Annotated in this window: 16 protein-coding genes; 14 read left to right on the top strand and 2 right to left on the bottom strand. The window is 73.1% G+C overall.

Annotated elements, in window-relative coordinates; all coding sequences use genetic code 11:
• Positions 1-153: 153 nt before the first annotated feature.
• The 3 genes from ABZ956_RS04735 to ABZ956_RS04725 are packed head-to-tail and all read left to right on the top strand — an operon-like array spanning position 154 to position 2,824.
• Entirely contained in the window at positions 154-831 is a 678-nt protein-coding gene (locus ABZ956_RS04735) for a DUF5819 family protein (protein WP_361886964.1), read from the top strand.
• The gene (locus ABZ956_RS04730) at positions 828-2,057 is read left to right on the top strand and encodes an HTTM domain-containing protein (RefSeq protein WP_361886961.1); all 1,230 of its coding nucleotides are present in this window, start codon (positions 828-830) and stop codon (positions 2,055-2,057) included. Before ABZ956_RS04735 ends, ABZ956_RS04730 begins: the two co-directional genes overlap by 4 nt.
• Positions 2,058-2,062: 5 nt before the next feature.
• Positions 2,063-2,824: a TrmH family RNA methyltransferase gene (locus ABZ956_RS04725; RefSeq protein ID WP_361886958.1), complete on the top strand. Its 762-nt coding sequence runs from the start codon at positions 2,063-2,065 to the stop codon at positions 2,822-2,824.
• Positions 2,825-2,829: 5 nt separating this feature from the next.
• Here ABZ956_RS04725 and paaN read toward each other — a convergent pair whose 3' ends face one another.
• Positions 2,830-4,536 (bottom strand): phenylacetic acid degradation protein PaaN, encoded by a 1,707-nt coding sequence (paaN, locus tag ABZ956_RS04720; RefSeq protein ID WP_361886956.1) that lies wholly within the window; start codon positions 4,534-4,536, stop codon positions 2,830-2,832.
• Positions 4,537-4,710: 174 nt separating this feature from the next.
• Between paaN and ABZ956_RS04715 the strand changes: the two genes are divergently transcribed.
• A complete protein-coding gene (locus ABZ956_RS04715; protein ID WP_361886953.1) occupies positions 4,711-6,234 on the top strand; it encodes a 3-hydroxyacyl-CoA dehydrogenase in 1,524 nt (507 codons plus the stop codon).
• Between the two features lie 2 nt (positions 6,235-6,236).
• Entirely contained in the window at positions 6,237-6,830 is a 594-nt protein-coding gene (locus tag ABZ956_RS04710; RefSeq protein ID WP_361886950.1) for a TetR/AcrR family transcriptional regulator, read from the top strand.
• A 53-nt stretch (positions 6,831-6,883) separates the two neighbouring features.
• Here ABZ956_RS04710 and ABZ956_RS04705 read toward each other — a convergent pair whose 3' ends face one another.
• Positions 6,884-7,390 carry an Lrp/AsnC family transcriptional regulator gene (locus ABZ956_RS04705; protein WP_361886947.1) on the bottom strand — a complete coding sequence of 169 codons (507 nt, stop codon included), beginning with the start codon at positions 7,388-7,390 and terminating at the stop codon, positions 6,884-6,886.
• A gap of 170 nt (positions 7,391-7,560) precedes the next feature.
• Between ABZ956_RS04705 and pdhA the strand changes: the two genes are divergently transcribed.
• The 9 genes from pdhA (at position 7,561) to ABZ956_RS04660 (ending at position 18,187) form a co-directional block, all read left to right on the top strand.
• Positions 7,561-8,730, top strand: a complete 1,170-nt coding sequence (gene pdhA, locus ABZ956_RS04700) for a pyruvate dehydrogenase (acetyl-transferring) E1 component subunit alpha (RefSeq protein WP_361886944.1) — start codon at positions 7,561-7,563, stop codon at positions 8,728-8,730.
• Positions 8,727-9,779, top strand: a complete 1,053-nt coding sequence (locus ABZ956_RS04695) for an alpha-ketoacid dehydrogenase subunit beta (protein ID WP_361886941.1) — start codon at positions 8,727-8,729, stop codon at positions 9,777-9,779. Before pdhA ends, ABZ956_RS04695 begins: the two co-directional genes overlap by 4 nt.
• Positions 9,779-11,269, top strand: a complete 1,491-nt coding sequence (locus tag ABZ956_RS04690) for a dihydrolipoamide acetyltransferase family protein (protein WP_361886938.1) — start codon at positions 9,779-9,781, stop codon at positions 11,267-11,269. The genes ABZ956_RS04695 and ABZ956_RS04690 overlap by 1 nt, the downstream gene beginning before the upstream one ends.
• Positions 11,270-11,306: 37 nt before the next feature.
• On the top strand, positions 11,307-12,206 hold the full coding sequence (locus ABZ956_RS04685) for an NTP transferase domain-containing protein (RefSeq protein ID WP_361886935.1): 900 nt from the start codon (positions 11,307-11,309) through the stop codon (positions 12,204-12,206).
• A gap of 599 nt (positions 12,207-12,805) precedes the next feature.
• Positions 12,806-14,335 (top strand): molybdopterin molybdotransferase MoeA, encoded by a 1,530-nt coding sequence (locus ABZ956_RS04680; protein WP_361888008.1) that lies wholly within the window; start codon positions 12,806-12,808, stop codon positions 14,333-14,335.
• A gap of 127 nt (positions 14,336-14,462) precedes the next feature.
• Complete coding sequence (locus ABZ956_RS04675) at positions 14,463-15,536, top strand: potassium channel family protein (RefSeq protein ID WP_361886932.1); 1,074 nt, start codon at positions 14,463-14,465, stop codon at positions 15,534-15,536.
• Between the two features lie 58 nt (positions 15,537-15,594).
• Entirely contained in the window at positions 15,595-16,575 is a 981-nt protein-coding gene (locus ABZ956_RS04670) for an NAD(P)H-quinone oxidoreductase (protein ID WP_361886929.1), read from the top strand.
• Between the two features lie 252 nt (positions 16,576-16,827).
• Positions 16,828-17,304 carry a hypothetical protein gene (locus ABZ956_RS04665; protein WP_361886926.1) on the top strand — a complete coding sequence of 159 codons (477 nt, stop codon included), beginning with the start codon at positions 16,828-16,830 and terminating at the stop codon, positions 17,302-17,304.
• Positions 17,305-17,626: 322 nt separating this feature from the next.
• Positions 17,627-18,187, top strand: coding sequence for a bacterial proteasome activator family protein (locus tag ABZ956_RS04660; RefSeq protein ID WP_361886923.1), 561 nt, complete (start codon positions 17,627-17,629; stop codon positions 18,185-18,187).
• Positions 18,188-18,277 lie beyond the last annotated feature (90 nt).

Genomic DNA, 18,277 nt, shown 5'->3' with positions numbered 1-18,277 from the left:
TCGGTTCAATGGTGGATCGGTGCCCGGGGCCTGTCAACCCTGTGGATAACCCGGGGGCGCTGTGCCGTGTGGGGCGGCGTCGGTACCGTTCGGGTGCACGCCGGACCCCCGGCGGCGAGACGGCATCGGTGCGGCAAGCGGAATCGGGGCGGTATGGAGAGGGACGACGGGCGCGAGAGGACCGGCGGCGACGCCGGACTGGAGGGGCTGTCCCTGCCGTCACGGATCGTCGTCGCGGCCGGCGTCGCGGTCGTGGGCCTGGCGGCGGCCGTACACCTGGGAATGATGTTCTTGCACGTCGCGCCGCCGAACACGGTCAGCAAGCAGCATGCGGCGGCGATCGACGACTACGTCTATCCGGAATACGAACAGAACTGGAAGTTCTTCGCCCCCAACCCCCTCCAGCAGAACATCGCCGTCCAGGCCCGTGCCGAGCTGCGCGGCCCCGACGGCCGGACGACCGTCACCCCCTGGACCGACCTCTCCGCCCGGGACGGCGCCGCCATCCTCCACAACCCGCTCCCCAGCCACACACGGCAGAACGAACTCCGCCGCGCCTGGGACTTCTACGCCAACACCCACGACGCCCGTGAGCAGCCCAACGGCCTGCGCGGCCGCCTCTCCGAGCAGTACATACGCCGCATCGTCGTCTCCCGGCTGGGCGCCGCGCAGGACGGCCGCCCGGTCGAGCGCGTGCAGGTGCGGTCCGTGACCACGGCCATCGCCCCGCCGCCGTGGAGCGACGAGAAGGCCGACACCAAGCCGGTGCACCGCGTGCTGAGCTGGTGGCCGGTCACCACCGCCGACGTCGCGGAGGTGAGCACCCGGTGATCAACTCCCTCACGCGGGGGCTCGCCCGCGCCACCGGCTCCTCACTCGGCCCGTACCAGACCGCCGTCATCCGCATCGGCCTCTCCTTCACCTGGCTGTGCTACCTGCTCCGCGAATGGCCCAACCGCCGTGAGCTCTACGGGCCCGACGCCCCCTGGAGCTGGGGGATGGCCCAGCAGCTGACCGCCGACAACCACGCCTTCACGGCGCTCCTGTGGACCGACAGCCCTGTGTGGTTCGAGGCCGTCTACGCGCTGGCCGTCATCTCCAGTGCCCTGCTGATGCTCGGGTGGCGCACACGGACCATGTCCGTGCTCTCCATGCTCGCGGTGCTGTCGCTGCAGAACCGCAGCGTCTTCATCGGCGACGGCGGCGACAACGTCATCCACCTGATGGCTCTCTACACCGTGCTCACACGCTGCGGCCAGGTCTGGTCCCTCGACGCCCGGCGCGCCGCCCGCCGGGCCGGCGGCCAGGACGACCGGGACGTGCCCGGCATCGTGCTGTGGACGGTCTGCGGCCTCGCGCTCGCCGCCGCGCAGGTGTTCGCCGGCACCGGCATGGCGTGGACGGACGAAGGGCCGCTGCCGGGCATCGGCTGGGCGACCGCGCTGTGGGGGCTGTGGCTGATCCACGGCCTGTGGTGGGCGGCGGGGCGCTACGCCCCCGGCGAGCCCCGGACAGTGCTGGACACGCTGGCCCATCTCGCCCACAACGCCGCCCTGTTGGTCATCATGGCGGAGGTCTGTCTGATCTACGCCACGGCCGGCTGGTACAAGATCCAGGGTTCGCGCTGGCAGGACGGCACCGCGCTGTACTACCCGATGCACATCGACTACTTCTCGCCGTGGCCCTGGCTCTCCCACGCCCTGGCCGCCAGCGGGATCATCGTGCTGCTGCTCAGCTACGGCACGGTGGCCGCGCAGGTCGCCTTCCCCTTCACGCTGCTGAACCGGCGGGTGAAGAACGTGCTGCTGGTGGTGATGATGGCCGAGCACGTGGGCATCGCGGTGCTGCTGGGACTGCCGTTCTTCTCGCTGGCGATGATCGTGGCCGACGCGGTGTTCCTGCCGACCTCCTTCCTGCAAAAGCTGGGGCGGGTGGTGAAGGTGAGGCGGAGTATTCCCCTGTCCCGCCCCTTCCCGAAGCCGGGGCTCCGCCCCGGACCCAGCTCCGCGAACGCCGGAAGCGCTGAGTCACTGCCCGAGGGGCGGATCGTAGGGTGAGGGGCATGACCCAGGACGACGCCGACGCCGCTGTACTGCGACGATGGGCCGCCGACGCACCCGACGCCGTGCTGCTCGACGGCTTTCACGCGCTCAAGCACGCCCTGCGCTTCGGGGCGGCCGTGGGCCCCGCCCTCACCAGTGACAAGACCTCCACCCTGGCGCTCGCGGCCGACCTGGCCGACGACCTGACGGACAGGCTCGACGATCTCCTGGTGGAGGTGCCCGCGCAGACGCTGCGCGGGCTGCTGCCCAGGGTGCACCCCACCGGGGTCGCCGCCCTGGCCGCCCGCCGCGACCGCCGGGCCAACCTCGACGCGCTGGCGCGCCTGCCCCGTACCTCGCCCGTCGTCGTCCTGGACAACCCCCGCAACCTCGGCAACGTCGGCGCCGTGATCCGTCTCGCCGCCGGATTCGGGGCCACCGGAGTGGTCACCACCGGCGACATCGACCCCTGGCACCCGAACGCCGTGCGGTCCGGCGCCGGGCTGCACTACGCCACGGCCGTCGAGCGGCTTCCCCTCGAGGAACTGCCGCCCGGGCCGCTGTACGTCCTCGACCCGGAGGGCGACGACATCCGGTCCGTGCCCGTCCCGGACGACGCGCTGATCGCCTTCGGCTCCGAGCGGCACGGCATCTCGCCTGAGCTGCGGGCCAGGGCGACCCGGCTGGTCGCCCTGCCCATGCGTCCCCAGGTCTCCAGTTACAACCTCGCCACCAGCGTCGCCATGACGCTCTTCCACTGGGGCGGCCCGGCTCCCGTCTGACGGGCTCAGGCCGGTCGGCGCACCTCCACCGTGCGGAAGCGGTTCGCGACGAACGCACCGTCGCACAGCACCGCGTTGGCCGCCGGGTTGCCGCCGGAGCCGTGGAAGTCGGAGAAGGCGGCCGTCTGGTTGACGTACACCCCGCCCGTCAGGTTGAGGGAGAGCTGGGCACACTCCTCCAGGCACGCCTCCTCGATCAGCTGCTCGACCTCTGCCGAGGTCGTGTAGGCACCGACCGTCATCGCGCCCTTCTCCCGCACCGTGCGGCGCAGCAGCTCCACGGCGTCGGCGGCCGAGTCGACGGCCACCGCGAACGCCACCGGTCCGAAGCACTCGGAGAGGTAGGCCGCTTCCGCGTCCGGCTTGGCTCCGTCGAGCTTGACGATCACGGGGGTGCGGACCGTGGCGCCGGGGAAGTCGGGGTTGGCCACGGAGCGGGAGGCCAGGGCGACCTCGCCCAGCTGTGCGGCGGCGTCGATACGGGCCTTGACCTGGTCGTTGACGATCGCGCCGAGCAGGGCGTTGGCCCGGGCGTCGTCGCCCAGCAGCTTGTCCACGGCGGTGGCCAGGTCGCTCACCACCTCGTCGTACGACTTGTGGCCGGCGTCGGTGGCGATGCCCTCGCGGGGGATCAGCAGGTTCTGCGGGGTGGTGCACATCTGGCCGCTGTACAGGGACAGGGAGAAAGCCAGGTTGGAGAGCATGCCCTTGTAATCGTCGGTCGAGTCGACGACGACCGTGTTGACCCCGGCCTTCTCGGTGAAGACCTCTGCCTGGCGGGCGTTGGCCTCCAGCCAGTCGCCGAAGGCCGTGGAGCCGGTGTAGTCGATGATGCGGATCTCCGGGCGCACCGCCAGGGCCTTGGCGATGCCCTCGTCCTGCCGCTCGGCGGCCAGGGCGACCAGGTCGGGGGAGAACCCGGCCTCGCTCAGCACCTCGCGCGCGATCCGAACGGTCAGCGCGAGCGGCAGCACCGCCCGGGGGTGGGGCTTGACCAGCACGGCGTTGCCGGTGGCGAGCGAGGCGAACAGGCCCGGGTAGCCGTTCCACGTGGGGAAGGTGTTGCAGCCGATGAGCAGCGAGACGCCGCGCGGTACGGCCGTGAACTCCTTGGTCAGCGCCAGGGGATCGCGCTTGCCCTGCGGCTTGACCCACTCCGCGGAGCCGGGGACGGCGGCCTGGGCGGCGTAGGCGTAGGCGACGGCCTCCAGGCCGCGGTCCTGGGCGTGCGGCCCGCCGGCCTGGAACGCCATCATGAACGCCTGACCACTGGTGTGCATGACCGTGTGGGCGATCTCGTGCGTCCGGGCGTTGATCCGGGCGAGGATCTCCAGACAGACCGCGGCCCGGGCCCGCGCTCCGGCCTTGCGCCACTCGGGCATGGCCGCGCGCAGGGCAGGCAGCAGGACATCGATGTCGGCGTGCGGATATTCGACGCCCAGCTCCAGGCCGTAGGGCGAGACCTCCGTGCCCGTCCAGCCGTCCGTGCCGGGCTGGTCCAGCTCGAAGCGCTTGCCGCGCAGGGCGTCGAAGGCCGCCTGGCCGCCGGCGGCGTCGAGGCTGCCGGGCACCCCCTGGCCGTCGCCGCCGTAGGCCTTCGGGTGCTCGGGGTACGGGGACCAGTAGGCGCGCGTACGGATGGCGTCCAGGGCCTGGTCGAGCGTGGGGAGATGCTTCTCGATCAACTGGGCGGTGGTGAGTGCGGCGGTCACGTCTGACCAACTCCTCGTCGAGCGGGGCTCTGACAGTGCGACTAGGGCGACAGGGATCGGGCGACAGCGTTCGGGGAGCCAGGAGCACTCCCGATGGATACAGTAACCGAACGATCGGTCGGGACAAGGGGGCCCGGCAAACCTGTGGACAACTCATCGGGGAGGATCACTGACATGACCCCAATCGACCCGGCACGCACCGTCGCCGTCGTCGGCACGGGCACCATGGGGCAGGGAATCGCCCAGGTCGCCCTGGTCGCCGGGCATCCCGTGCGGCTGTACGACGCCGCCCCCGGCCGGGCGGCGGAGGCGGCGCGGTCGATCGCCGCACGCCTCGGCCGGCTCGTGGACAAGGGCAGACTCGACGCGGCCGGCCGGGACGCGGCACTCGCCCGCCTGCGCCCTGCCGCACAGCTGACCGACCTCGCCGACTCCGCACTCGTCATCGAGGCGATTCTCGAGCAACTCACCGCCAAGCAGAAGCTGTTCGGTGAGCTGGAATCGGTCGTTCCCGACGACTGCGTACTCGCCACCAACACCTCCTCCCTGTCCGTGACCGCCGTCGCGGGCGCCCTCCGCCTGCCCGGCCGGTTCGTCGGCCTGCACTTCTTCAACCCCGCCCCACTCCTGCCGCTCGTGGAGGTCGTCCGGGGCCACGCCACGGACGCGGCGGTCGCCGAGCGCGCCCAGGCCACCGTGGCCGCCTGGGGCAAGACGCCCGTGAGCTGCGCCGACACCCCCGGTTTCCTCGTCAACCGCATCGCCCGGCCCTTCTACGCCGAGGCCTTCCGCGTGTACGAGGAGGGCGTCGCGGACCCCGCCACGATCGACGCCGTCCTGCGCGAGAGCGGCGGCTTCGCCATGGGCCCCTTCGAGCTGACCGACCTCATCGGCCAGGATGTGAACAACTCCGTCACCCGTTCGGTGTACGAGGCGTTTTTCCACCACCCGAAGTTCACGCCCTCGCTCGCCCAGCAGCGGCTCGTCGAGGCCGGCCTGCTCGGGCGGAAGACGGGCCGGGGGTGGTACGACCACGGCGAGGGCGCCGCCGCGCCCGTGCCGCACACGGCCGGGCCGTGCCGGGCGCCCGGGGCGGTCGGCTACCAGCTCAGGCTGTCCGGGCCCGCCGCCGTCCTGCCCGCGATGATCGAGGAAGCGGGCATCGAGGTGACCCGCGACAGCGGTGAGGGCACCTTCGACGGCTGCCTCGTACTGCCGGGCGGCACCCGGCTCGCCCTCGCCGACGGCCAGGGCCCCACCAACACCGCCTACCTGGGCCCGCGCATCGACTTCGACCTCGCCCTCGACTACCGCACCTGCACCCGCGTCGCCCTCGCGCCCTCCGCGACCGCGCCGAAGGAGGACGTCGAGGCGGCCATCGGGCTGTTCCAGGCCCTCGGCAAGAAGGTCAGCGTCATCGGGGACGCCCCCGGCATGATCGTCGCCCGGACGGTCGCCCTGCTCGCCGACTTCGCCGAGGACGCGGCCGGGCGCGGCGTGGCCAGCCGCGAGGACATCGACACCGCCATGCGCAAGGGCGTGAACTACCCCCTCGGCCCGCTGGAATGGAGCCGGGCCCTGGACACCGACTGGCTCGACCAGTTCCTGCGGAACATGGACCACGAGTACCCCGGCGGCCGCTACGCCGCCTGCCAGCCCCTCCGCCGTCGTGCGGCCGTCAAGGAGAGCCTGCTGTAATCATGACCATGGCCAAGCGCGACACCTACACGCCCGAATCGCTGCTCGCGGTCGCCGTCAAGGTGTTCAACGAGCGGGGCTACGACGGCACCTCCATGGAGCACCTCTCCAAGGCGGCCGGCATCTCCAAGTCCTCCATCTATCACCACGTCAAGGGCAAGGAAGAGCTGCTCCGGCTCGCCATAAGCCGTGCCCTGGACGAGCTCTTCGCCGTCCTGGACGAGCCCGGCGCCACCGACGGCAGGGCGATCGACCGGCTCGAGTACGTCACCCGCCGCACGGTCGAGGTGCTGATGGCCGAGCTGCCCTATGTGACGCTGCTGCTGCGCGTACGGGGCAACACGGATACCGAGCGCTGGGCGATGGAACGGCGTCGCGAGTTCGACCACCAGGTGGCCGAGCTGCTGAAGGAGGCCGCGGCGGACGGCGACCTCCGGGAGGACGTGGACATCCGGCTGGCGACCCGGCTGCTCTTCGGAATGATCAATTCCGTTGTGGAGTGGTACCGGCCGGAGCGCGGCGGGGCCGCCACCAGCGACGAGGTGGCCGACGCCGTGATCCACACGGCCTTCGCCGGCCTGCGCACGTACCGCTGACAGCGGTCTTCCGCACTCCGGCCGGGGTGCGGAAAACCGCTGTCCCCCGGACGCTACCGGCCCTCGTCGAGCGGGCGGTCCTCCTTGAGGTCCGTCTCCTCGAAGACCAGCAGCGTCCGGGTGCTGAGCACGTCGTCCATGGCCTGGATGCGGGTCAGGACGAGCTCCCGCAGGGCCCGGTTGTCCCTGGTGTGGACGAGCAGCAGGACGTCGAAATCCCCGCTCACCAGGGCCATGTGAGCCACCCCCGGCAGTTCCCGCAGCTCCTCGCGGACCGTGCGCCAGGAGTTCTGCACGATCTTCAGGGTGATGTAGGCCGAGGCGCCGTGCCCCGCCCGTTCCTGGTCGATCCGGGCGCCGAATCCCTTGATGACGCCGTCGTCGATGAGCCGGTTGATCCGGGCGTAGGCGTTGGCCCGTGAGACGTGCACACGTTCTGCCACCGACCGTATCGAGGCCCGCCCGTCGCTCTGCAGCATGCGCAGGATCGAGCGGTCGATGTCGTCGAGCGGGCGGGCGGCCGGTCTGCCGCCCGACGTGGCCATCTGTTCGTCCGGCATACCGCCATGCCTCCCCTTCATGGACGTCCTGTTCATATCTCAAGTTGTGGAGAACCGTTTGTCCACAGGCTCGGGCCGCCTGTAGCCAAAAAGTGCCATCGACCGAACAATCGGTAGGGAGAGCGCACGACGCTTTCCGGTCAAGCTCGTCCTAAGAGGAGGTGCTCGTCATGACGGTTCTGGAGCAGCCCGGCTCGTACCGGCCCAGCCCGCCCCCGGCCTGGCAACCCCGGACCGACCCCGCCCCGCTGCTGCCCGACGCGGAGCCGTACCGCCTGCTGGGTACCGACGCCGCCGACGGGCTCGACCCGGACCTCCTCAGGAGGCTGTACGGCCAGCTCGTGCGCGGCCGCCGCTACAACACCCAGGCCACCGCCCTCACCCGCCAGGGCCGGCTGGCCGTCTACCCCTCCTCCACCGGGCAGGAGGCCAGCGAGGTCGCCGCCGCGCTGGCGCTGGAGGAGCGCGACTGGCTCTTTCCCAGCTACCGCGACACCCTGGCCGCCGTGGTGCGGGGCCTGGACCCCGTGCAGGCCCTGACCCTGCTGCGCGGCGACTGGCACACCGGTTACGACCCGCACGAACACCGCGTCGCCCCCCTGTGCACCCCGCTGGCCACCCAGCTCCCCCACGCGGTCGGGCTGGCCCACGCCGCACGGCTCAAGGGCGACGACGTCGTCGCGCTCGCCATGGTCGGCGACGGGGGCACGAGCGAGGGCGACTTCCACGAGGCCCTCAACTTCGCCGCCGTGTGGCGGGCACCGGTCGTCTTCCTCGTGCAGAACAACGGCTTCGCCATCTCCGTCCCGCTCGCCAAGCAGACCGCCGCGCCCTCCCTCGCCCACAAGGCCGTCGGGTACGGCATGCCCGGCCGCCTTGTCGACGGCAACGACGCGGCAGCCGTCCACCAGGTCCTCACCGAGGCCGTGCGCCGGGCCCGGGCCGGCGGCGGGCCCACGCTGGTGGAGGCCGTCACCTACCGCGTCGACGCCCACACCAACGCCGACGACGCCACCCGCTACCGCAGCGACGCCGAGGTCGAGGCATGGCGCGCCCACGATCCGATCGCCCTGCTGGAGCGGGAGCTGACCGCACGCAAGCTGCTGGACGACGCGGCGATACGGGCCGAGCAGGAGGCCGCCGAGCGGATGGCCGCTGATCTGCGCGAGCGGATGAACCAGGACCCCGTGCTCGACCCGATGGAACTGTTCACACATGTTTACGCCGAACAGACTGCCCAACTGCGCGAGCAGGCAGCACAATTGCGTGCTGAGCTGACTGCCGCGGGGGAGCTCCCGGGCCCCCTGGAGGGCGGCCCCCAGGAAGGAAGGCAGCGATGACCACCGCGCCTGTCGAATCCGGTCCCAAGCCCGCCACCATGGCGCAGGCTCTCGGCCGGGCGCTGCGCGACGCCATGGCCGACGACCCGGCCGTCCACGTCCTCGGCGAGGACGTCGGCACGCTGGGCGGCGTCTTCCGGGTCACCGACGGCCTGGCCAAGGAGTTCGGCGAGGACCGCTGCACGGACACGCCGCTCGCCGAGGCGGGCATCCTCGGGACGGCCGTGGGCATGGCCATGTACGGGCTGCGGCCCGTGGTGGAGATGCAGTTCGACGCCTTCGCCTACCCCGCCTTCGAGCAGCTCATCAGCCACGTCTCGCGGATGCGCAACAGGACCCGCGGTGCGATGCCCATGCCGATCACCGTTCGCGTGCCCTACGGCGGTGGCATCGGCGGCGTCGAGCACCACAGCGACTCCTCCGAGGCCTACTACCTGGCCACCCCCGGCCTGCACGTCGTTGCCCCGGCGACCGTCGCCGACGCCTACGGGCTGCTGCGTGCCGCGATCGCCTCCGACGACCCGGTGATCTTCCTGGAGCCCAAGCGGCTGTACTGGTCCAAGGCGGGCTGGGACCCGGAGCGCCCCGAGCAGGTGCCGGGCATCGGCCGCGCGGTCGTCCGCAGGCCGGGCACGTCCGCGACGCTCATCACCTACGGACCGTCGGTGCCCGTCTGCATGGAGGCCGCCCAGGCGGCCACGGCCGAGGGCTGGGACCTGGAGGTCGTCGACCTGAGATCGCTGGTGCCGTTCGACGAGGAGACCGTCTGCGCGTCCGTACGGCGCACCGGGCGGGCCGTGGTCGTGCACGAGGCGACGGGCTTCGGCGGCCCGGGCGCGGAGATCGCGGCCCGGATCACCGAGCGCTGTTTCCACCATCTGGAGGCGCCTGTGCTGCGGGTCGCGGGGTTCGACATCCCGTACCCGCCGCCGATGCTGGAGAAGCACCACCTGCCGGGCGTGGACCGGGTCCTGGACGCGGTGGCGCGACTGCAGTGGGAAGCGGAATGGACCTCTGACGACAACCAATATGGAAGTGGTGCGCGCTGATGGCGGTGGTGCGCGAGTTCACGCTGCCCGACCTGGGCGAGGGGCTCACGGAGGCACAGGTCGTCCGCTGGCTGGTGAGCGTCGGCGACGTCGTCGCCGTCGACCAGCCGGTGGTCGAGGTCGAGACGGCGAAGGCGATGGTGGAGGTCCCCTGCCCCTACGGGGGCGTGGTGACCGCCCGCTTCGGCGAGGAGGGTGCGGAACTGCCGGTCGGCGCGCCGCTGCTGACGGTGGCGGTGGGCGAGTCCGGGGCCACCGGGGGCTCGGCGCCCGCCTCCGGGGGCGGTGGCTCGGCTGCGCGGTCGGGAGGGGGCTCCGGGGAGCGGGCCGGTTCCGGGGACGTGTCCGGGGACGCGTCCGGGGGTGGGGCTCAACGGGGTGCCGGTGCTGGTGCCGAGGCTGATTCCGGGGCTGATTCCGGTTCCGGGGGTGGGGGTGAGGGCTCGGGCAATGTGCTGGTCGGTTACGGGACGCAGGCGCCCTCGGCGCGGCGCCGCCGGGTCCGTCCCCCGGTCCGCGAGGTGGGTCAGCCCGCCGAGCGGACGCCCGTACCGGGCACTGTCGCGGTCATCTCCCCGCTCGTACGGCGCCTCGCGCGGGAGCGCGGCGTGGATCTCTCCCTGGTGCGCGGTACGGGGCCGGACGGGCTGATCACCCGTGCCGATGTCGAAGCGGCGGCCCACGAGACCCAGGAGGCACGGGCGGCGGCAGCCGTCGCCGGCACCGGCGCTCAGGCCGGCCAGACCGCCCGCCCCGCCGCCCGGGCCGGCCGCCGTGTGGCGGGAGGCCGGCGGGTGTCGGACGGTCTGCGCGTACCGCTGCGCGGGGTGCGCGGAGCCGTCGCGGAGAAACTCAGCCGCAGCCGCCGCGAGATCCCGGACGCCACGTGCTGGGTGGACGCGGACGCCACCGAGCTGATGGCCGCCCGCCGGGCGATGAACGCCTCCGGCGGGGCCAAGGTGTCGCTCCTCGCCCTGCTGGCACGGATCTGTACGGCGGCGCTCGCGAAGTACCCCGAGCTGAACGCGACGGTCGACACCGAGGCCCAGGAGATCGTCACGCTGCCGGACGTCCATCTGGGCTTCGCCGCCCAGACCGAGCGCGGCCTGGTCGTGCCCGTCGTGCGGGACGCCAACGCGCGCAACGCCGTCGAGCTGTCGGTCGAGATGGCCCGGCTCACCGAGGCCGCGCGGGCGGGCAAGCTCAGCCCGGCCGAGCTGACCGGTGGCACGTTCACCCTCAACAACTACGGGGTGTTCGGCGTCGACGGATCCACCCCGATCCTCAACCATCCCGAGGCCGCGATGCTCGGCGTCGGCCGAATATCGCCCAAGCCGTGGGTGCATGAGGGGGAGCTGGCCGTACGGCAGGTGGTGCAGCTGTCCTTCACCTTCGACCACCGGGTGTGCGACGGGGGCACGGCGGGCGGCTTCCTGCGCTACGTGGCCGACTGCGTCGAGCAGCCGGCGGTGCTGTTGCGGTCCCTCTGAACGATCGCGTCCGCGCCGGCCTCGCCATACTCGACGGGTGACGGTTTACGACGCGGTGGTACTGGCCGGGGGCGCGGCACGGCGGCTGGGCGGGGCGGACAAGCCCGCGGTGCGGGTCGGCGGGCGGTCGCTGCTCGACCGCGTGCTGGGTGCCTGCGGCGATGCGGGGCGGACGGTCGTGGTCGGCCCGCGCCGCCCCACGGTACGGCCGGTGACCTGGGCGCGCGAGGAGCCACCGGGGGGTGGGCCACTGGCCGGGCTGGCCGCCGGGTTGCGGCATGTCCGGGCCGAGCGGGTGCTCGTTCTCTCCGCCGATCTGCCGTTCTTGGGGGCTGACGTGGTGGGGGCGTTGCTGGCGGGGCTTGAGGGGTCCGAGGGGGCCGAGGGGACCGTTCCGTCTGACGGGGGGCCGGCGGGCGCTGGTGGCGTCGACGGGGTGGTGATCGTCGACGGCGACGGGCGGGAGCAGCCGCTCGTGGGGGCGTACCGCGTGGAGCCGCTGCTGCGCGAGCTGGGGCTGCTCGTCGCGGAGTACGGCACGCTCAGTGGTCTGCCGCTGCGCCTGCTCACCACCGAGCTGACGCTCGGCCGTCTGCACCACGACACCGCGTCCTTCGACTGCGACACCTGGGAGGACATCGGCACGGCCCGCGCGCGCATCAGGGACGATGGGAGCGTGCTGGATGAATGGATTGCCGCCGCCAAGGCCGAGCTGGGCGTCGAACTCGATGTCGACACGGCCGGCCTCCTCGACCTCGCGCGCGACGCCGCGCACGGCGTGGCGCGCCCTGCCGCGCCCCTGACGACCTTCCTGGTCGGGTACGCCGCCGCACAGCGCGGCGGCGGCCCGGAGGCGGTGGCCGAGGCGGCCCGCAAGGCGGTGGCGCTGGCCGCGCGCTGGGCCGAGGAAGCCCGGACGCCTGACGAGTCGTCATGAGGGGGAGGGAGCGGGGGCGGCCGGAGGGGGATCCGGGGCTGGATCCGGCGCTGGATCCGGAGCGGGACCCGGGGCTGGATCTTGGCTTGGATCTCGGCCTGGAGCTGTCGGCGGAGCCGTCGTCGGAGCGGGACGGTGACGCCGCGTTGGACCGGGCCACGGATGAGGCGCTGGCGTTGCTCGCCGATGAGCGGGGGGTGACCGTGCCGGCACCGGCGCCGGCCGTTCCGGGGCCGCCTGCGGCGGTGGCCGGGCGGGGGTACTTCTCGTTCGACTTCGTTCGGGACCCGTTTGAGGAGTGCGGCGCGGGGGCGGTTGGTTCGGCGGATGCGGGCGCGGGTGCGGATGCGGATGCGGACGGGGATCCGGACGCGGGGGCTTTGGGGGGCTCGGCTGGGGAGCTGGATGTTCCGTTCGCGGGGGTGCGGTTTTACGACACGATGCGGCGGGGGGAGGGGGAGTTTTCCCCAGTCCCGCCCCTTCCCGAAACCGGGGCTCTGCCCCGGACCCCGGTCCTCAAACGCCGGACGGGCTGGAATGGCGAACCCGGCGACGCCGAGGGGGCGGGCCCGGACGGGGAGCCCGGCGGAGAGGGCTCGCTGGACGGGCCTGGCGACGTGGACGGCGCCCGGTCGCTGAAAACCGCTGCGGCTGCGGCTGCGGCTGTCACTGGCCCGGCCGGCGGTTCGGGTTCGCGGGACTCTGCCGGTGGTGGTCGGGCCTCCTCTGCTGATACGGATCGGACGGGCGCCTCTGACGGTTCCGCCGGTGGTGGTGGCGGTGGCGGTGGTGCGGGTGCTTCCGGCAGTTCCGCCGGCTCCGCCGGTGCGGATACCCCCGCCAGCTCCGCCAGCGCCCGTCCCACCGGAGCCGGTTCCGCCGAACCCGGCCGCCCTCCGCGTGGTTCAGGTACCGATGCCCCGGGCACCCCCTGGCCCGTCGCCCGGCTCATCGCCGGCCGTGCGGCCGAGCCCCTGCCTCCCCGTATGCGGGCCCTCGACGAGGCCCTCGGGCATACGCTCGCCGGGCGGTTGACCGCGCTGACCGATCTGCCGTCCTTCGATACCTCCGCCATGGACGGTTGGGCCGTCGCCGGGCCCGGGCCCTGGCGGTTGCCCGAAGGGGACGACGCCGGCATCCTGGCCGGCTGTTCCGAGGTCGTGCCGTTGCACGACGGCGAGGCCGTGCGCATCGCCACCGGGGCTCGGGTACCGCCCGGCGCCACGGCCGTCCTGCGCACCGAGCACGGCACCGTACGCCCCCAGGGCGAGCTGTATGCGAGCCGGCACCTGACGCAGGGGCAGGACATCCGGCCCCGGGGGCAGGAGTGCCAGTCCGGCGACGGGCTGCTGGCCGCCGGGACGTTCGTGACCCCGGCCGTCCTCGGGCTGGCCGCCGCCACCGGGTACGACCAGCTGAAGGTCACGCCCCGGCCCCGGGCCGAGGTGCTCGTGCTCGGCGACGAGCTGTTGCGGGAGGGGCTGCCGCACGACGGGCGGATCCGGGACGCGCTCGGGCCCATGCTCGGGCCCTGGCTGCGGGCGCTCGGGGCCGAGGTGGCCGGGATCCGCCGACTGGGGGACGACGCGACCGCCTTGCGCGCCGCCCTGGAGGCATCCGACGCGGATCTGGTGCTCACCACCGGTGGCACCGCCGGGGGGCCGGTCGACCATGTGCACCCCACCCTGCGCCACCTCGGCGCGGAGTTGCTGGTCGACGGCGTCGCCGTCCGGCCTGGGCATCCGATGCTGCTCGCCCGCCTCACGCCCGGCCGGCACCTGGTCGGCCTCCCCGGCAACCCGTTGGCGGCCGTCGCCGGCCTGCTCACGCTCGCCGAGCCCCTGCTGCGGTCGCTCTCGGGCCGGGCGGCGCCCGAGCCGTACCGTGCCGTGCTCGGCGAGGACGCGCCCGGGCACCCCGCCGACACCCGGCTGGTCCCCGTCGCCCGTGAGGACGGCGGCCGGGTCCGGCCGCTCCGGTTCCACGGGCCCGCCATGCTGCGTGGCCTCGCGGCCGCCGACGCCCTGGCCGTCGTCCCGCCCGGCGGTACGGGCCGTGGCGGCGAGGTGGAGTTGTTGTGCCTGCCGTGGGCGGCGCAGGACGGTTTCCCGGGAGGCGACACCCGGTGATCCCGCCCAGCCCCCACGCTGTCCTCCGCCGCGCCCCGGCCGTCCTCCCGTCCACCCCGACCGCCCCGACCGATCCGCCCCGCCCGCCCCGGGCAGCCGCGCATGACGCCCTTCCCGGAGGCACCCCGTGATTCTTCCCAGCCACGACGCCGCCGCCCGCGACGCGCAGCACGAGGCCGACTTCCGGGTTTTGCTGCCGCGCTACACCGTGGCGCCGATACGCCAGGTCGGCCGGCGGATCCTCATCGCGCTGCTGGTCATGGTCGCCACGGTCCTCATCGTCTACGTGGACCGCGCCGGCTACCACGACAACGCCGACGGCACCGTCGACTTCCTCGACGCCGTCTACTACTCCACCGTCACCCTGTCCACCACCGGATACGGCGACATCGTCCCGTACAGCGACAGCGCCCGTCTGACCAATGTGCTGCTCGTGACGCCCCTCCGTGTCCTGTTCCTGATCATCCTGGTCGGCACCACCCTCGAGGTCCTCACCGAGCGCACCCGCGAGCAATGGCGTTTGACCCGTTGGAGGTCCACCTTGCGCGATCACACCGTCGTCGTCGGCTTCGGCACCAAGGGTCGCTCGGCCGTGCAGACCATCTGCGCGGCGTCCGGCAATCCGCGCGAGAAGGAGAAGGTCGTCGTCGTCGACCCCAACCCCAAGGTCGTCGAGTCGGCCACCGCGCACGGCTACGCGGGTGTCATCGGCGACGCCACCCGCAGCGATGTCCTGCTCCGTGCCGAGTTGCAGAAGGCCCGTCAGATCATCGTCGCCACCCAGCGCGACGACACCGCCGTGCTCGTCACGCTCACCGCCCGCCAGCTCAACCGCGGCGCGAAGATCGTCGCGGCGGTGCGGGAGGAGGAGAACGCCCCGCTGCTGCGGCAGTCCGGTGCCGACGCGGTCATCACGAGCGCCAGCGCCGCCGGCCGGCTGCTGGGGCTGTCCGTCCTCAGCCCCAGTGCCGGCACGGTCATGGAGGACCTCATCCAGCAGGGCAGCGGCCTCGACATCGTCGAACGGCCCGTGGTCAAGGCCGAGGTGGGGCGCGGCGTGCGCGACGTGGACGACCTGGTCGTGTCCGTGCTGCGCGGTCACCGGCTGCTCGGGTACGACGATCCGGAGGCGAGCCCCCTGAAGGCCACGGACCGGCTGATCACCATCGTCCGGGCGCGCCCGGCGGCCGCCGCGGAGTAGCCGGGCGCTACTCGTGCAGTAGCACGCGCGCTCGTACGCACGGGAGTAGCCTCGCGGCATGTATGCGATCACCATTCCCGTACCCGGCGGACCCGAGGCCCTGGTCTGGGACGAGGTCCCCGATCCCGTGCCCGGCGCGGGAGAGGTCCTGGTCGAGGTCGTGGCCAGTGGCGTCAACCGCGCCGACCTGCTGCAGCGGCAGGGTTTCTACGACCCGCCGCCCGGCGCCTCCCCCTACCCCGGTCTCGAGGTCTCCGGCCGCATCGGTGCGCTCGGCCCCGGTGTGAGCGGCTGGGCCGTCGGCGACGAAGTGTGCGCGCTGCTGGCCGGCGGCGGCTACGCGGAGAAAGTCTGCGTCCCGGTGGGGCAGTTGCTGCCCGTACCCGACGGCATGGACGTCGTCTCGGCAGCGGCGCTGCCGGAGGTGACCGCGACGGTCTGGTCGAACGTGTTCATGGTGGCCCACCTTCGGCCCGGTGAGACCTTCCTGGTGCACGGCGGCGGCAGCGGCATCGGCACCATGGCCGTGCAGCTCGCCAAGGCGGTCGGCGCGCGCGTGGCGGTCACGGCCGGCGGCGCCGACAAGCTGGAGCGCTGCCGCGAGCTGGGCGCGGACATCCTCGTCGACTACCGCGAGCAGGACTTCGTCGAGGAACTGCACAAGGTCACGGGCGGCGTCGGCGCCGACGTCATCCTCGACATCATCGGCGCGAAATACCTGGCCCGGAACCTCGATGCCCTCGCCGTCAACGGCCGGCTCGCCGTCATCGGCCTCCAGGGCGGCCGCAAGGGCGAACTCGACCTCGGCAAGCTGCTCACCAAGCGCGCCGCGGTCACGGCGACCTCGCTGCGCGCCCGGCCCCTCGAGGAGAAGGCGGCCATCGTCGCCGCCGTGCGCGAGCACGTCTGGCCGCTGATCGCCGGCGGGCGGGTACGGGCGGTCGTCGACCGCACCCTGCCGATGCGGGACGCGGCGACCGCCCACCGCGTCGTGGAGGACAGTGCCCACGTCGGCAAGGTCCTCCTCACCACCGGCTGATCACTCGGCGCGCACCTGCCGCCGACACACCTGCCGACACGCCTGTCGGCGAGCACTTGCCGGCGCGCACCTGCCGGCACCCCTGCTGAGCCGTCCGGCGACACGCCCGTCGATCCCTCCGCCGACACGCCCGCCGCCCCTCCCCGGCCACCCGCCACCGTCACCCGACCGGCCGCTCAGCGCGCCCGGCGGCAGGGGCCGTGTGAGGGTTGGGGTGTCCGTAGGGGGGTGACTCTTGCGGAGGGTGGCGACATGCGCAACGGATCGCGGACGGGGACCCTGCTCGGACTGGTCGTGTCGGCGGTGCTCATAGCCCCGTGGCCGGCGTGGGCCGAGGAGCCGGAGCCGACCTCTCCGGCGCCGTCGGTGCCCGTGACGGCCACGACGTCGACCACCGTCTTCCCCTCCTCGCCGCCGTCCCCCGGCGCCGGGCAGCTGGCCGGCACGGTGGCGGGCGAGGGGCGCCGGCACCCCGGCCGGCCGGAGTCGCCGCCGGCCGAGCCGCCCCGGTCCCGGCCGCGGCCCTCGCCCGGCGCGGGCGCGCCCGACGCGGCGGAGGCCGGCCAACCGGCGCAACCGGTCGTCCAGGCCCCGCCCTCGCGCACCCCCGGCTCCGAACAGGGCGCGGAACCCGCGGACCGCGTGATGCGCGTGCTCCCCCTGGGCACCGGGATGACCCTGACGGGCCTGGGGCTGGGATTCCTCGCCCTCCGCCTACGCCGCCGCTAGCGCCGCCCCCGCCGCCGTACGGCTCCCCCGGCGGCCCCGCGCCACGCCGCTCCCGCCGCCGTACGGTTTGCCCGCCGGCGCCCGCCCCCGCCGCCGTACGGCCCCACCCCCGCGCCCGGGCCCCCGGAGCTCGCCCCCTTCCGCCGTACAGCCCCGCCCCCCGCCCCACCCCCCACCCCCCACAGCCCCCGCCCCGCGCCCTCCGGCGCCCCCGGTAGGCGTACGCCCGGGCGTCGTGTGCGCCCCCGCGCGCCCCCACGGTGGATCAGGCGTGTACGGGGGCATCAACAGGGGGAAATCACATGTGCGAGAGAATGGCGGCATGGATATGCCGAGGAATGAACGGTCGCAGGAGAGCCCGCACGTCCTGGTCGTGGGACCGGACGGCATGGCTCTCGGCAGCGCCAGCCCCGGCGGCGGGGAGGGCGACGACGAGCCGCGCGAGGTCCCGGTGACGGAGATGGTGGAACAGCCCGCCAAGGTCATGCGCATCGGAAGCATGATCAAGCAGCTGCTCGAGGAAGTGCGCGCCGCGCCTCTGGACGAGGCGAGCAGGGTCCGGCTCAAGGAGATCCACCACAGCTCGGTCAAGGAGCTGGAGGACGGTCTCGCCCCGGAGCTGGTGGAGGAGCTGGAGCGCCTCTCCCTGCCCTTCACCGACGAGACGATCCCCACCGAGGCCGAACTGCGCATCGCACAGGCACAGTTGGTCGGCTGGCTGGAAGGGCTCTTCCACGGCATCCAGACCGCGCTGTTCGCCCAGCAGATGGCCGCCCGGGCCCAGTTGGAGCAGATGCGCCGGGCACTGCCCGCCGGCGTGATGAGCGACGACGAGCACGAGGGCCAGCAGCACGGCGGTGCCCGTTCGGGGCCCTATCTGTAAGCCGTAAGCCGTAAGTGTCCTGTACGGAGAAGGCCGGTTGTCGACTGCGACAACCGGCCTTCTCTGTCGTACGTCCACCCCACAAAACGC

The organism is Streptomyces sp. NPDC046261 (assembly GCF_040646235.1).
Classification (GTDB): Bacteria; Actinomycetota; Actinomycetes; order Streptomycetales; family Streptomycetaceae; genus Streptomyces.
This window is presented reverse-complemented; position numbering and strand designations above follow the sequence as displayed.

Excerpts from the sequence above, each read along its gene's own strand:
- pdhA (WP_361886944.1), top strand. The coding sequence starts at position 7,561 with ATGACGGTTCTGGAGCAGCCCGGCTCGTACCGGCCCAGCCCGCCCCCG.
- ABZ956_RS04715 (WP_361886953.1), top strand. The coding sequence starts at position 4,711 with ATGACCCCAATCGACCCGGCACGCACCGTCGCCGTCGTCGGCACGGGC.
- ABZ956_RS04735 (WP_361886964.1), top strand. The coding sequence starts at position 154 with ATGGAGAGGGACGACGGGCGCGAGAGGACCGGCGGCGACGCCGGACTG.
- ABZ956_RS04660 (WP_361886923.1), top strand. The coding sequence starts at position 17,627 with ATGGATATGCCGAGGAATGAACGGTCGCAGGAGAGCCCGCACGTCCTG.
- ABZ956_RS04690 (WP_361886938.1), top strand. The coding sequence starts at position 9,779 with ATGGCGGTGGTGCGCGAGTTCACGCTGCCCGACCTGGGCGAGGGGCTC.
- ABZ956_RS04665 (WP_361886926.1), top strand. The coding sequence starts at position 16,828 with ATGCGCAACGGATCGCGGACGGGGACCCTGCTCGGACTGGTCGTGTCG.
- ABZ956_RS04705 (WP_361886947.1), bottom strand. The coding sequence starts at position 7,390 with ATGCCGGACGAACAGATGGCCACGTCGGGCGGCAGACCGGCCGCCCGC.
- ABZ956_RS04710 (WP_361886950.1), top strand. The coding sequence starts at position 6,237 with ATGACCATGGCCAAGCGCGACACCTACACGCCCGAATCGCTGCTCGCG.
- ABZ956_RS04695 (WP_361886941.1), top strand. The coding sequence starts at position 8,727 with ATGACCACCGCGCCTGTCGAATCCGGTCCCAAGCCCGCCACCATGGCG.
- ABZ956_RS04670 (WP_361886929.1), top strand. The coding sequence starts at position 15,595 with ATGTATGCGATCACCATTCCCGTACCCGGCGGACCCGAGGCCCTGGTC.
- ABZ956_RS04725 (WP_361886958.1), top strand. The coding sequence starts at position 2,063 with ATGACCCAGGACGACGCCGACGCCGCTGTACTGCGACGATGGGCCGCC.